At 55.0% G+C, this 12,666-nt stretch carries 11 protein-coding genes; 5 read left to right on the top strand and 6 right to left on the bottom strand.

Annotation, left to right across the window (positions count from 1 at the left end; genetic code table 11):
- Positions 1 to 176: 176 nt before the first annotated feature.
- The gene (locus TH2_RS03765) at positions 177 to 1,634 is read left to right on the top strand and encodes a DUF4139 domain-containing protein (RefSeq protein ID WP_008889069.1); all 1,458 of its coding nucleotides are present in this window, start codon (positions 177 to 179) and stop codon (positions 1,632 to 1,634) included.
- Positions 1,635 to 1,695: 61 nt separating this feature from the next.
- Here the strand turns inward: TH2_RS03765 and TH2_RS03760 are convergent, their stop codons facing one another.
- On the bottom strand, positions 1,696 to 2,310 hold the full coding sequence (locus tag TH2_RS03760) for a hypothetical protein (protein WP_008889068.1): 615 nt from the start codon (positions 2,308 to 2,310) through the stop codon (positions 1,696 to 1,698).
- A gap of 180 nt (positions 2,311 to 2,490) precedes the next feature.
- Here TH2_RS03760 and TH2_RS03755 point away from each other — a divergent pair, with 180 nt between their 5' ends.
- Together TH2_RS03755 and TH2_RS03750 are read left to right on the top strand one after the other, a co-directional pair.
- Entirely contained in the window at positions 2,491 to 3,066 is a 576-nt protein-coding gene (locus tag TH2_RS03755) for a hypothetical protein (protein ID WP_008889067.1), read from the top strand.
- A 312-nt stretch (positions 3,067 to 3,378) separates the two neighbouring features.
- On the top strand, positions 3,379 to 4,335 hold the full coding sequence (locus TH2_RS03750) for a 2-hydroxyacid dehydrogenase (protein ID WP_008889066.1): 957 nt from the start codon (positions 3,379 to 3,381) through the stop codon (positions 4,333 to 4,335).
- Positions 4,336 to 4,397: 62 nt separating this feature from the next.
- On the opposite strand, the gene TH2_RS21190 is transcribed toward TH2_RS03750, so the two are convergent.
- Both TH2_RS21190 and TH2_RS03740 read right to left on the bottom strand, forming a co-directional pair.
- Complete coding sequence (locus tag TH2_RS21190; RefSeq protein ID WP_157193790.1) at positions 4,398 to 4,760, bottom strand: hypothetical protein; 363 nt, start codon at positions 4,758 to 4,760, stop codon at positions 4,398 to 4,400.
- Between the two features lie 348 nt (positions 4,761 to 5,108).
- Positions 5,109 to 7,724, bottom strand: a complete 2,616-nt coding sequence (locus tag TH2_RS03740) for a sensor histidine kinase (RefSeq protein ID WP_238538654.1) — start codon at positions 7,722 to 7,724, stop codon at positions 5,109 to 5,111.
- A gap of 207 nt (positions 7,725 to 7,931) precedes the next feature.
- Between TH2_RS03740 and TH2_RS03735 the strand changes: the two genes are divergently transcribed.
- Entirely contained in the window at positions 7,932 to 9,188 is a 1,257-nt protein-coding gene (locus tag TH2_RS03735) for an HD domain-containing protein (protein ID WP_081579258.1), read from the top strand.
- A 12-nt stretch (positions 9,189 to 9,200) separates the two neighbouring features.
- On the opposite strand, the gene TH2_RS03730 is transcribed toward TH2_RS03735, so the two are convergent.
- Positions 9,201 to 9,530 (bottom strand): DHCW motif cupin fold protein, encoded by a 330-nt coding sequence (locus TH2_RS03730; protein ID WP_008889062.1) that lies wholly within the window; start codon positions 9,528 to 9,530, stop codon positions 9,201 to 9,203.
- 197 nt (positions 9,531 to 9,727) lie between these two features.
- Here TH2_RS03730 and TH2_RS03725 point away from each other — a divergent pair, with 197 nt between their 5' ends.
- Entirely contained in the window at positions 9,728 to 10,663 is a 936-nt protein-coding gene (locus tag TH2_RS03725) for a DUF294 nucleotidyltransferase-like domain-containing protein (protein WP_008889061.1), read from the top strand.
- Positions 10,664 to 10,688: 25 nt separating this feature from the next.
- On the opposite strand, the gene TH2_RS03720 is transcribed toward TH2_RS03725, so the two are convergent.
- Together TH2_RS03720 and ahcY are read right to left on the bottom strand one after the other, a co-directional pair.
- Positions 10,689 to 11,069: a 5-carboxymethyl-2-hydroxymuconate Delta-isomerase gene (locus TH2_RS03720; RefSeq protein WP_008889060.1), complete on the bottom strand. Its 381-nt coding sequence runs from the start codon at positions 11,067 to 11,069 to the stop codon at positions 10,689 to 10,691.
- 116 nt (positions 11,070 to 11,185) lie between these two features.
- Positions 11,186 to 12,481: an adenosylhomocysteinase gene (ahcY, locus tag TH2_RS03715; protein WP_008889059.1), complete on the bottom strand. Its 1,296-nt coding sequence runs from the start codon at positions 12,479 to 12,481 to the stop codon at positions 11,186 to 11,188.
- Positions 12,482 to 12,666: the final 185 nt, after the last annotated feature.

Raw genomic sequence — 12,666 nt, 5'->3', positions numbered from 1 at the left:
ACTTTTGCTGCCCATCAAATTGCGCCGGCCAACACTTGCGTGCGTTGGCGCAACGTGTTTATGCGTTTTGCCTGAAATTATCCCTGCATGTCCTTGATCCTGCCATCTTTTCACGCAAAGGTGGCAATCAGAGCAAATTGCATAGCCCCACTTCATCATGACAAAAGGGATCGGGAATGACAGCAGCATTGCGCAATCGTTTTGCACTCGCCGCCTTGTTGGGATCAGCGGTATTTTTCGGACCGGATGCTGAGCCTGCCCGCGCGCAAAGCCCGTCCGTCGGACTATCCGCCGACAACCGCACCAGCCTGCAGCTGACGGTTTATCCCGGCAACCTGTCGCTGATTACCGAAAAACGCGATGCAGCCATTCCCGCAGGCCAAAGCACGCTTCGCATTGATGGCCTGCCCCAGACCATCATGAATGACTCCTTCCTGCTCGGCACTGCCAAGGATGCCGATCTTGTCTGGACGTCCTTGCGCAATCGCGGCAACGGATCAAACGCCATTGACGACCTTGTGCGCGATCAGATCGGCAAGACGGTCACCATTCGCCGGGACGATGACCTGATTGAAGGCACCCTTGTCGCGGTAAGCCACGTTGCCCTGATTGAAACCGATGCCGGTCTGGAACAGGTGCCGCTTGATCAGGTGATTGTTTCCGAACTGCCCGATGGCTTTACCACCAGCCCGACACTTGATGCGGATATCGCGACCGGTACCGCGCTTGATCACGTATCGATGGCCTATCTTCTGGGCGGGATCGGTTGGAACACGTCCTATACCGCCTATTATGACCGTGCAGAAAACAGCCTGAAACTGACCGCGATTGCCAAGGTCATGAACGGATCAGGCAGCGATTATGACAATGCGTCCCTGCGTCTGGTCGCCGGTGACCCCAACCGGGTGCAACAGCCCCCGATGGCCAAGGCCGCACGCACCGAAATGATGATGTCGGCCATGGCCGATGGCGCCGCACCTTCTGCTGGCGCGCCGGACCGGGCAAGTTTTGAAAACCTGCATGTTTATGGCCCGTTTGACGGCCTTTCGATGCAGGATGGCGATACGGTGATTTTACCGCTGGTTGATCCGCAGGTCCTGCCGGTCAAACGCCATGCAATCTTCCAGGCATCAAGCAGCGTCTATAACATGGCGCAAAATGACACCAACGACTTCGTCCGTCCGGATCTTGAGATCGACATCACCAACCAAGGCGGCAAAGACGCCAAAAGCCCGTGGCCGGATGGCATTGTGCGCATCTATGCCCAAACCCCGGCAGGCGGTACCGGCTATCTTTCCGAAGACATGATTTCGCTGACCCCGGTTGGCCGTGACGCGACGCTTCGTCTGGGCAAGGCCAGCGACCTGAACGGCACGCGTAATGTCACCTCGTTTGACCGCAAGGCACGTCCCAACCTGCCAGACGCCATTAAGGCCGATCTGAAATGGACCATTCGCAATACCAGCGACCGTGTCGAAACCGTCACCGTCCGTGAAGACCTGCCGGTGGATTGGAAAGTTACGGCCGAAAGTCACAAGCACGAACGCGACCAACCCGGCCAGATCAGCTGGGACATCGACGTTCCGGCAAATGGTGAAGTGACGTTGACCTGGTCGGTGGCAAGCACCCGCTGATCACTAAATCCATGAATTGGAACGGCCACAGGGAAACGTCCTTGTGGCCGTTTTTCTTTGCTCAGGACTTGCCGCGCGCAGTGTAAAACGCCTTGGCCAGCGGCAACAAAACATTGGCATCGGGCAACTGACCCGTCCGGTTGCACAGATCGGCATAGATACAGATCAGCTTGGTCAAAAGGACAAACGCGTCCTGATTGCGCATCCCGGCAAAGGCGCCCAGCACTTTGACCGCATCGCATGCCGCATCGCGCGCCAGATCAAGCTTCCCCGCCCCTTGCAGGGCCAGCACGAGGGCAGCCAGTGAATAGCCCAGATCAAGACGTTCCTTGTCATCCTTGCGCCCGACACAATTGCGCAAGCGATCCTGACGCAGTTCGACGGCCTGACAGGCGGCATCCACCGCCCAGTCCCATTCACCGGCCTCAATCTCAAGCGCGGCCCGGTTATTGAGGCTAAGTGCCAGCCCCGCCACTGCCGCATCACGTGCCGTCGGCAAATGCAGCGCGAAAATCGCATCGGCGGCATCAAACAGCGCCAATGCCTCTTCGCGCTGATCGGGCCTGTGGTTGCTGGCCATTTCAAGATACAGCCGCGCAACCGCCAGCGAGTTGGGATCGGTTTTTTCAAGATAGGACAAGCGCAACGCATATTCTTCGTCCGTATTGTCCGTCATCCTGATCCCGCCACCTCGTTTTGCCGTCTCAAGGGCCCGATGACCCGTGCAAGAAAAAGACGTTTGGCAACCCCACCTTGTGAAGGACGGGCATTCGGGGATAAGCTGTTGGACTGTTGCCCACAGACTGCTAGACACATTCATGTCTGCTTTGCCCCACAGCCCGGAAACAAGCCCTAGATGAACACCTCCAGCGAAACCCTGCGCGCCCTTTACGGCACATGGCGTCTTGCCCGTGGCGATACCCAGGGACTTGGATTTTTTAATTTTTCGATCGAGGGATTCTGGCGTTCGTTTCTGGCGGCAGTGATTGTGTTTCCGGCCTTTGCCATGTTGCGCTGGAACGATATTTTTGATGCCCCGGACGACTTCCCGGCGATGCGTTACATGCTGGTCGAAGTCATTGCCTATGTCATCAAGTGGGTCGCCTTTCCGCTGATCATGTTCCATGTCATCCCGATGCTGGGCCGTGCCGAACGCTATGTCGCGTTTATCACAGTCTATAACTGGGCAAGCGTGCTTCAGATGGGGCTGTATCTGGCGGCCTTGATGCTGGGTGTGTTGTTCCCGTCGCTGGGGGCCGGTGGCTTTGTCTTTATCGCGGTGATCGCAACACTGGTGTATGGCGTCTATATCGCCAAGCTGACCCTGTCGGTCCCGATCCCGACGGCAAGCACCATTGTTCTGGCTGACTTCCTGTTGTCGCTGGTGATCACATCAATCGGTATCCGTCTGGCCGTCGGACAGTTATTCTAGGGTCAGGACCTATTAATTTGATTTGAATGGCAGACGTTATATTTGCGAAATCCAAGGAAAAGTCCGCCGGGCGGGTTGGTATCCCGCCCAAGGGATTTGACGCCGGAGTTTGCAAATATAACGTCTGTCCTTCGGATTAATCGGATTTGCTCAGGCTACTTTGTCGTAAAACCTTGAAAGATGTATATCTTCCTGCAGTTTTATTCCGCGTATCCGCACAAATCTGTTTAACCATTCAAACCAAATTAATAGGTCCTGACCCTAGAACAATTGAAAACTTAAAAACAAAATCGCTTCAGGGAGAAACCCATCATGAAACCCGTTCTTGCCGTCACCCGCCGATTGCCCGATGCCGTCGCCAAACGTGCGGCTGAAAGTTATGACATCCGCACTCAGGAAGATGACGATCCCCTGACCCGGGCCGAAATCCTGGCCCTGTGTCATGGCGCGGATGCCGCCCTTGTTTCGGTCGGTGATCCGATTGATGCCGAATTTTTCGATCATCTTTCCGACAGTGTGAAAATCATCGCTACCTTCTCGGTCGGGACCGATCATATCGATCTGGCAGCCGCCAGGAAAAAGGGCGTGATCATTGGCAACACCCCGGGGGTGCTGACCGATGCCACCGCTGATATTGCCTGGCTTCTGATCCTTGGTGCCGCCCGCCGTGCGAGCGAGGGGGAGGCCGAAGTCCGCAACGCCACCTGGTCAAGCTGGCGTCCGACCCATTTGATGGGAACCCAAGTGACGGGCAAGAAACTCGGCATCATTGGCATGGGCCGAATTGGTCAGGCGGTTGCCAAACGCGCACGCGGTTTTGATATGGACATCCATTATTACAACCGCCGCCAATTGCCCGCCGATCAGGAAATGGGGGCGACCTATCACGACAGTATCGACGGCCTTTTGCCCCATTGTGATTTTCTGTCGCTGCACTGCCCGTCCACGCCCGAAACGCGCGGCATGGTCAATTCAGATTTCATTGCCAAGCTGCCCGATGGCGCGATCATCGTGAACACCGCGCGCGGTGATGTCGTCAATGATCAGGACCTGATTGCCGCCCTGAAATCGGGCAAACTCACCGCGGCGGGCCTCGATGTATTTGCCGGTGAGCCCAATATCGAGCCGGCCTATCGCGACCTTGCCAACACCTTCCTGCTGCCGCATCTGGGATCGGCAACGGTTGAAACCCGCAACGCCATGGGCTTCCGGGCGCTTGATAACATCGATGCCTTTATCTCAGGCAAGGACGTCCCGTTTACGGTCTAGACCTAAATTCCGGGCGCTTTGGCACTCTCACAGATGGCATTTGGAGCAATTCAAATGCCATTTTATATTTCTTTTGATAGTTTCTTATTCTGCTGAAATACGACATTAAAAGACCTGAACGCTGGACGCGTTGACCTAACTGTGCATGGAACCATTTCGGCAACGGCTGCTTCTAATTTTTCTTTTAAGGTGGCATCCGTCACAGGTTGATATTTTGGCCCTAGAATGACTTCCCTAAGATTGAATCCGTAATCGAATGGCAGAAAATACATGCCTTTATCTTGAATGATTTTTGGGTCGTCTAGTTGGCAAAATACTCGTTCTTCAGCCTCATAAGACCAATGCGCAAATTTGGTAGTTAGACGAATATCAGCTTCTGTTGCGGTATCGCCACGCACTGCCTCAAGAACTTCGGCTTCTGACATCGGCGCCCTTCCAGCCCGATATTTCACTGTGCAAAGTTCTTCTTTAGCTACATCAAATCCTAAGCAAATGCCTCTATATCCACACGCATAGTGACTCCAGATGACAGGATTCTTTCGGTTTTTGCAGAATGAAACCAATCCTTTATTAGAAAAGTAATTTCCTCGCCATCGCTCGAGCTTAGCTCTCGACACCTGATCCCTCGCGTCAATAGCTCTAAACTCAAAGAGATCATTGAGGTCTCCGATCGTACTAACTTTAACCCTTCGCTTTAGAATTGCTTCGTGAGCCCATTTCGCAGAATAGTATTTGTAAACACGCATACTGTCTTACTTTCAGCGAATTTTTAATTAACCCAGATCGCTTTCCTCGCCCGCGGGCAGGATACAGGCGATCTTGCGGCCATCGCGACTGATCTTCACACGTCCGCCATGGATTTCGACCACGGCGCGGACCATCGCCATGCCAAGGGCCCTGCGGGCCGACGGGGATTCGCCATCGCGCAGGCCTTCAAACAGCATCGGTTGCGGGGCTTCGTCCGAGAGCGAGATCGAAATTTCGATATCCTCGCCACTGCGCTTTGCCACCACGGAAACCTCGCTGCCCTCGGGTGCTGTGCGCAGCACATTGGTCACCAGAATGAACAAGGCCTGTTTCAGGCGGCGTTCATCGGCCACCATCCAGCCGATCTGGCGCGAACAATAAAGGCGCAGCGACACATTAAGTTCCGCCAGGCGCGCCCGTGTCAAAGCTTCGAGTGAGCGCAGCAAGCGCCGTGGATCAACCGTATCAAGTTCAAGGGCGACCTGCCCGGACCCAAGAGTGGCCAGATCGCGCATGTCATCGACCAGCGCCAGCATGCTTTGCGCCTCGGTGCGGATGGTTTCAACCGAGCGCGCCACATTGCCGGTCAGATGCGGGATCAATCGATCAGACTCGCCATTGATGTGATCCAGCGGCTTGGTCAGTTCGCGCGATACCGTGGAAATGAAGTCCGACTTCATCTGATCGGCGGTGCGCAGTGCCTCGTTACGTTCACGCAGCGCACGTTCGACCCGGATGGTATCCGTCACATCGATATAGGACATCATCACCGCCCCGTCGGGCAGCGGAACGATGGCAAAATCAACAATCGAATTATCCGCCCGTTCCAACCGGCCATTCATCGGTTCGTGGTTGGTGATGCGCGCGACCATGCGGTTCTTGAATTTTTCCCAATCGTCGCGTTCGCGCCAATACTCCTTGGATTTCTCGACCACATCGCCCAAATGCGGTGCGACATCAAGGAACGTGCTTTCAAGGCCCCACAGATCAGCAAAACCATGGTTATAAAGCCGCAAACGCCCATCGCCACTGATCACGCCGACCGCCTCGTGCAGGCTTTCAAGCGTTTCGCGCTGGACCGCGATCAGGGTGTTGTACGAACTTTCCAGAACCAGCTTGTCGGTGACATCCTCATAGACAAACATCAGCCCGCCAAACGGATGGGGCGAGATAAAACGACGCAACGTCATGCCGTTGGGCAAATGCATCAGGTCTTCTTCGGGTTTGAGAAGATCGGTAAAACGCTGGTTCTCGGTATTGCGGAACTGGGCGAAATCGGTGACTTCGGGCAGTTTGCGTTCATCGCGCAGACGCCGCAAAACATCATCATGGGTCGGCTCGGTCCAGAGCCATTCATCATCAAGATCCCAAAGCTTGGTAAAGGCGGTGTTAAAGAAAATCAGTCCCTTATCCCCGCCATAGACCGCAATCGCCGTACCCAGGTTTTCAAGCACCTCGGCATGGGCGCGGATGTGGCGCGACAGATCGGACTGCAATTCTTCGACCGGGGTGCAATCAATCGCAAAACCGATCAGGCCATCGGGCTCGTTCGCGGCCCCGCCCGGCATTTCGGTGATGCGCAGCAATTTGCGATCACCACGAATGACAACATGGAAATCGCGGGTCAGGCTTTCATTATTGCGCTGAACCGATGCTGCCAATGATCGCCCGTGATCGGGAATCACGCCCGCACCAATTTCGGCCTGTGCCGCCAGGGCATCCTCAATTGTTTGGTATTCGACCGCATCGGCATAGGCGATGTTGCAATCAATCAGGCGAAGTTCGCTATCGCGGCGCCAGACTGGGAAGGGCAGGCTATCAAGCAACTGCCGCAGGCCCGATACTTCGTGTTTAAGCAGTTGAAAATCACCAAACTGGTTTTCGCGTTCGCGCGAATGGCGGGTTTCATCGCGGAACCACAAACCATGCGCCAGAACATCCGATGACCGATCCTTGCGCGCGGCCATGCCGGTCACGTGGAATTTGCGTTCATCCACCGTGGTGATCCAAAGCTCGAACCGGTCATGCCCGGTCTTGAGGTTCCGAACCCGTTCCTTGAGTGCTGCGGCATCTTCATCACGCAACAGATCCAGCAGATCGGGAAAACGCCCATCCTGACCAAGCTGGAAGGCCCGTTTGAGCGACGGACTGGCCCCCTCGGCAAAGCCATGGCGGCTCCAATAGTAAACCGGGTCGGGTCCTGCGAATAAAAGCTGTGTGAAAAGCTCTGTCTCGCCGGCTAGTTCGTGTTCGTGATCTTCGACTTCTTCAAGGTGACGACGCATGCGCAGCGACAGCCGCCAACCAACCCAACCGGCAATCGCTGCACCACCAACAGCCGCCAAACCAACCACCAGCCAGTCGCGGTCACTCAGGCCCGCCAGGCTTCCGAAAATCGTCGCCCCGATCCCGTCAGCTTGCGCCACAGCGGGAGTCGCACCCTCCGCCGCATTTGTTGTGGTATTGAGGCGAAATTTTTCCTGGGCCTGCGCACTTGCCGACAGACCAAACGTGGCAACCATCGCACCCGCGCTGCGCCAAAAGGCCGGGCGCGCCAAATCAGACAGTTTGCGCATGATCGCCACTGTCTTTTTGCCTGCGCAAAGCTGTGTGGATGCCTGTTCGGATGCTCGCCGTGTCACGTGTTGTTAACCGTTTGTGTTTATGAGCTATTATTATGGTGAAAACGCCGTGCTTTTACCACCGTTTCACATCATTACGGCAACAGGCTTGTCTGGTGGCGTGTTTCATGGCGAAATCTTCGGGTCAAAACTCATTCACATGGCCAGTGATTCCGTTTATGTCTGCGGGACACACATTCTCAACTGAGCGCATCAACCATTCCTAAAATGAGCCCAAAACCGCAGCTAGACCTTTTTGCCCAGCGCGCAGAGCCCAAGCAGGCCGCGCCACAAAAGGACTCTGCCGTGCTCAAGGCGGCGGCAAAACCGGCACCCGAAATCGGTGATCTGTTTGATACCAATTTCAATGCCGATGACATCGCCGAATGGGAACTGCTGTTTCGCGATGTGCCGCAATATAACTACCATTTCAAACGCGCCCAGATCGCCTCGGCCTTTGACCGGCCCTTGCACAAGAAACTGATCGCATCCCCCGCCTTTGAACGGTTGCGTGAAATCTCGTTTCTCGGTGCCATCGATTATCTGTTCCACCCCAACGGACGCCCGGCCAATATCCGTCATTCGCGCTATGACCACACGATTGGCGTGGCATTGCTGTCGCAACGCTATTGCCGTTTGATGGGGCTATCGGATGCCGATTGCGACCTTTTGGGTGCCGCCGCCCTGTTGCATGACATCGGCCACGGCCCGTTTTCCCATACTCTGGAACCCGAATTCGCACGCCGCTTTAACCGCAACCACCATCAATTGACCAATCAGATCATCACCGGCGAAGTCGACCTTGATTTGTCGGTCAATCATCTGCTGGTCAAACATGGTGTCGATCCGGATGAAGTGATCGCGCTTCTATCCAAGAAGTCCGATCACCCGCATGCGGCGCTGTTTTCCGGCCCGGTGAATATCGACACGTTGGAGGGCATCAGCCGCACCAAGACGTATGTGCATCCCAACCATGTGCATTGCCACCCGCGCCTGTTGCTTGAGGCGGCGGTGAAACTCGATGCAGATTCGCTCAAACGTTTGGACAAGTTCTGGCAGCTTAAGGAAGACATCTATCGCAATTTCATCTTTGGTCCGATGTGCTTTGCCACCGACCATTTGTGCCGCGAATTTGTCGTTAAAAATGCGCCGGACTTTGCCGCCGATGACTTCCTGCTGACCGAAAAGGCGTTCCTGAATAGCCATCCCCCATTCAAGAAGTTCCTGCATAGTCTCAAAAACCGGATCGAGCTTGATGGCGTTGCCGATGTTGTCGACCATCAACTCAGTGCATCGGCCAGCACGTTTGACCTGCACCAGGCCAAGGTGCCGCGGCGTGAATTTCACATCAACAAGGATGTCGAAGTGCGCTGCTTTGCCGATCTGTCAAAACGCTATTACGAGGAAAAGCATTCCTTCCTGCGCCGTGTTGGCAGCCTGACCGATCCGGCGCAGCAGGCCGCCGCCGCCAGCCTGTTTGATTAAGGCCCGGCCTTTTTAATCAACGACGAAAAGGGTCGCACCGGTTTCGGTTGAGGAACGATGGGCCTCTGCGTTATCTGCCACCTGATAGCTCATACCCGGTTTCAGGACATAGGTCCGGCCATCGTCAAGCTCGGTCACCAGTTCGCCTTCCAGACACAACAGAATGTGCCCCTTGGAACACCAGTGATCTGCCAGATACCCGGCGGAATATTGTACCATCCTGACACGTATCGGGCCAAAGTGGCGGGTACGCCAGGTCGCCATGCCGGTTTCACCGCTATGTTCGGTCGGTTCAATCGCAGACCAGTCGGTTGTACCGAACGGCAGATCGGAAATGTCCATGATGGGAAAACTTTCGTGGTCAAGGGGGACGCAGAAGGTTCAAGATATTGAACAGGCGCAAAAAATATCTGCCGCGCCCATAAAACTGTCAATCAGCTTAATTGGGCAGTGCCATATCAGTTAAACGTGGTTTTAATCTTTAACCATTAGGCAGATACTCGGATATCAACGAGTCGCACCAAGAGGCTGTCCCGATCTTGTTACCGCAAACCATCGCAACCAATCAGCACTACTCGGCCACCCGTCTGGCCGAGATGCGTGACGCATTGGGTAAAAGCCTGTCGGGCGATACATTTTGCGTGGTGGTGACCGGATCCTATGGGCGGCATGAAGCATCCGATCAATCCGATCTGGATTACTTTATCATTGGCCGCGAAGCCGAACGCAGTCAGGCGCCGCACCAGCAGGTCGCCGATATCCTTGGCAAGATGGTCACCAAGAAACCGGCGGTAAACGGCCCGTTTTCGTCCTATATCACCGCCGAGGAACTGGTCAATCGCATCGGGCTTGATGGCGATACCAACTCGATCACCACGCGGCGGCTGTTGTTCCTGCTGGAATGTGAGTGGCTGTATAACGAGGCGGGCAAACGCAAGTTTTTTGACGATCTGATCGCCAATTACGTCACCAGTTCGGTTACACGTGATTCGATTGCGCGGTTTCTGGTCAATGACGTGATCCGCTATTACCGCACCATCAGCGTCGATTTTGAAATCAAGACCCGCGAAGGCGACGCCAGCAAGGCCTGGGCACCCCGGCGGCTGAAACTGGTTTTCTCGCGCAAGATGCTTTATTTCGGCGGCATTATCGCAGCAGCTGAAACCGCAGGCCGGGATTATGCCGGCAAACGCGAAAAACTTTCCGAACTTTTACAGCTGCCACCGATCACGCGCCTGCAAACCGTATTTGGTGAAAAAAGTCTTCCGGCACTGGAATTGTATGACCGTTTCCTGCGCGAACTTTCCGATCCGGAAGTCCGTGCGCGCCTTGATGGTGTTGGCCCGCATGATCGCAATGATACGGAATTGCGGTCCCTGTTGGATGCCGGTAAGGGCTTTTCACGTGAATTGATCAAGCTGCTTAATGATCGTTACGGCCCGGATCATCCGATCCACGAAGCGCTTCTGATGTAATCAGCCGCTAAACGTGGCGGCGCAATCAAGCCGCGCGGGGGCCGTCAGTGACATGTTTGAAATAGTTTTCCCGATCAAGGTCATGGACCTCGACGGTAAACTGCACCTGATAATCGCCAACCAGCCATTCCAGCCGGTCGATAAGTGCGGCAAGGGCGGCCTCGCCAGTTGCGAATTTCACCGCATTGATCCGGCCTGACAGCAGCCGGATATCAAGATGCACCATGGCGTTTTTCGGGTCGCCATCGCCGATCACGACATTTTCCAGCGGCATAATCCGGGTCTTGAAAGAACTCAGTTCCGCATCGGCCTCGCGGGCGATGACGTAATGCAGATCAACCGCCAGCTTGGACAATTCATCCTTGATGGGCAATTGGGCAGAATATTCGATTTCAAGCTGGGGCATGGCCGCCATCCGTCTGACAATATTAAAATGCTTCTAGCAACTTGCTTTGTATCTGGACACCAAAAAAGCCGGTCTGAATGAACAGACCGGCTTTGATGCAAATCGGCAGCTGCCAATTAATAGCGGTAGTGATCCGGCTTGAACGGACCAGCCTGCGGCACGCCGATATATTCGGCCTGTTCGGACGACAGTTTGGTCAGTTTCACGCCAAGACGATCAAGGTGCAGGGCTGCAACTTTCTCATCAAGGTGTTTCGGCAGGACGTAAACCTTGTTTTCGTAGTTGGCGTGGTTTTTCCACAGCTCGATCTGAGCCAGCACCTGGTTGGTGAAGGATGCCGACATCACGAAGCTCGGGTGACCGGTGGCGCAACCAAGGTTGACCAGACGGCCTTCGGCCAGAACGATCAGACGTTTGCCATCCGGGAATTCGACTTCGTCGACCTGCGGCTTGACGTTGTCCCACTTGTAGTTACGCAGCGAACCGATCTGGATTTCAGAATCGAAGTGACCGATGTTGCAAACGATTGCGCGGTCTTTCATCGCACGCATGTGGTCAAGCGTGATGATGTCGATGTTACCGGTGGTGGTGACGAAAATGTCGCCAACCGGAGCTGCGTCTTCCATGGTGGTGACTTCGTAACCTTCCATCGCGGCCTGCAATGCGCAGATCGGATCGATTTCGGTTACCAGAACGCGTGCGCCCTGGCTGCGCATGGACGCGGCCGAACCTTTACCCACGTCACCGAAACCGGCAACAACGGCGATCTTGCCGGCAACCATGACGTCGGTTGCGCGCTTGATGCCATCAACAAGGCTCTCGCGGCAGCCATACAGGTTGTCGAATTTCGACTTGGTGACCGAGTCATTGACGTTGATCGCCGGGACCTTAAGGGTGCCTTTTTTCGCCATTTCATAGAGGCGATGCACACCGGTGGTGGTTTCTTCCGACAGACCTTTGATGTCTTCGAGAAGTTCCGGATACTTGTCGTGGATCAGCTGGGTAACGTCGCCGCCATCATCAAGGATCAGGTTCGGCTTCCAGCCGTTCGGACCGGAAATGGTCTGCTCGATGCACCACCAGAATTCTTCCTCGGTCTCGCCTTTCCAGGCAAATACCGGGATTTCAGCAGCCGCGATCGCCGCAGCCGCCTGATCCTGGGTGGAGAAAATGTTGCACGAAGACCAGCGAACTTCTGCGCCGAGTGCCGTCAGGGTTTCAATCAGAACTGCGGTCTGAATGGTCATGTGCAGGCAGCCGACGATGCGCGCGCCAGCAAGCGGCTTGGCCGCGCCATATTCATCGCGCAGCGCCATCAGGCCCGGCATTTCGGTTTCGGCAATCGCGATTTCCTTGCGGCCCCAACCGGCCAGCGAGATATCAGCGACCTTGTAATCGGTAAAGTTCGACATATCGTCTCCAATCAAACAGGAATGGCGCATCCGCACGGGATTTCCATCCTGCCGATACGCCGAAGAATTCTGTTGCGATCATTTCCCTGATCGCTATAGGCTACATATAAAGATATCTTTATATCGTTTTCAAGTTCTTTTTTGACGGAATTTGCATTCCCGGCAAAACCGGACCGGATAAAAGA

The sequence above is a fragment of the Thalassospira profundimaris WP0211 genome (genome assembly GCF_000300275.1).
Classification (GTDB): Bacteria; Pseudomonadota; Alphaproteobacteria; order Rhodospirillales; family Thalassospiraceae; genus Thalassospira; species Thalassospira profundimaris.
Note: the sequence above shows the minus strand (reverse complement) of the source record. Positions and strands in the feature narration are given on the sequence as shown.

Coding starts and splice junctions, on each gene's coding strand:
- TH2_RS03765 (WP_008889069.1), top strand. CDS start 177: ATGACAGCAGCATTGCGCAATCGTTTTGCACTCGCCGCCTTGTTGGGA.
- TH2_RS03760 (WP_008889068.1), bottom strand. CDS start 2,310: ATGACGGACAATACGGACGAAGAATATGCGTTGCGCTTGTCCTATCTT.
- TH2_RS03755 (WP_008889067.1), top strand. CDS start 2,491: ATGAACACCTCCAGCGAAACCCTGCGCGCCCTTTACGGCACATGGCGT.
- TH2_RS03750 (WP_008889066.1), top strand. CDS start 3,379: ATGAAACCCGTTCTTGCCGTCACCCGCCGATTGCCCGATGCCGTCGCC.
- TH2_RS21190 (WP_157193790.1), bottom strand. CDS start 4,760: ATGTCAGAAGCCGAAGTTCTTGAGGCAGTGCGTGGCGATACCGCAACA.
- TH2_RS03735 (WP_081579258.1), top strand. CDS start 7,932: ATGAGCCCAAAACCGCAGCTAGACCTTTTTGCCCAGCGCGCAGAGCCC.
- TH2_RS03730 (WP_008889062.1), bottom strand. CDS start 9,530: ATGGACATTTCCGATCTGCCGTTCGGTACAACCGACTGGTCTGCGATT.
- TH2_RS03720 (WP_008889060.1), bottom strand. CDS start 11,069: ATGCCCCAGCTTGAAATCGAATATTCTGCCCAATTGCCCATCAAGGAT.
- ahcY (WP_008889059.1), bottom strand. CDS start 12,481: ATGTCGAACTTTACCGATTACAAGGTCGCTGATATCTCGCTGGCCGGT.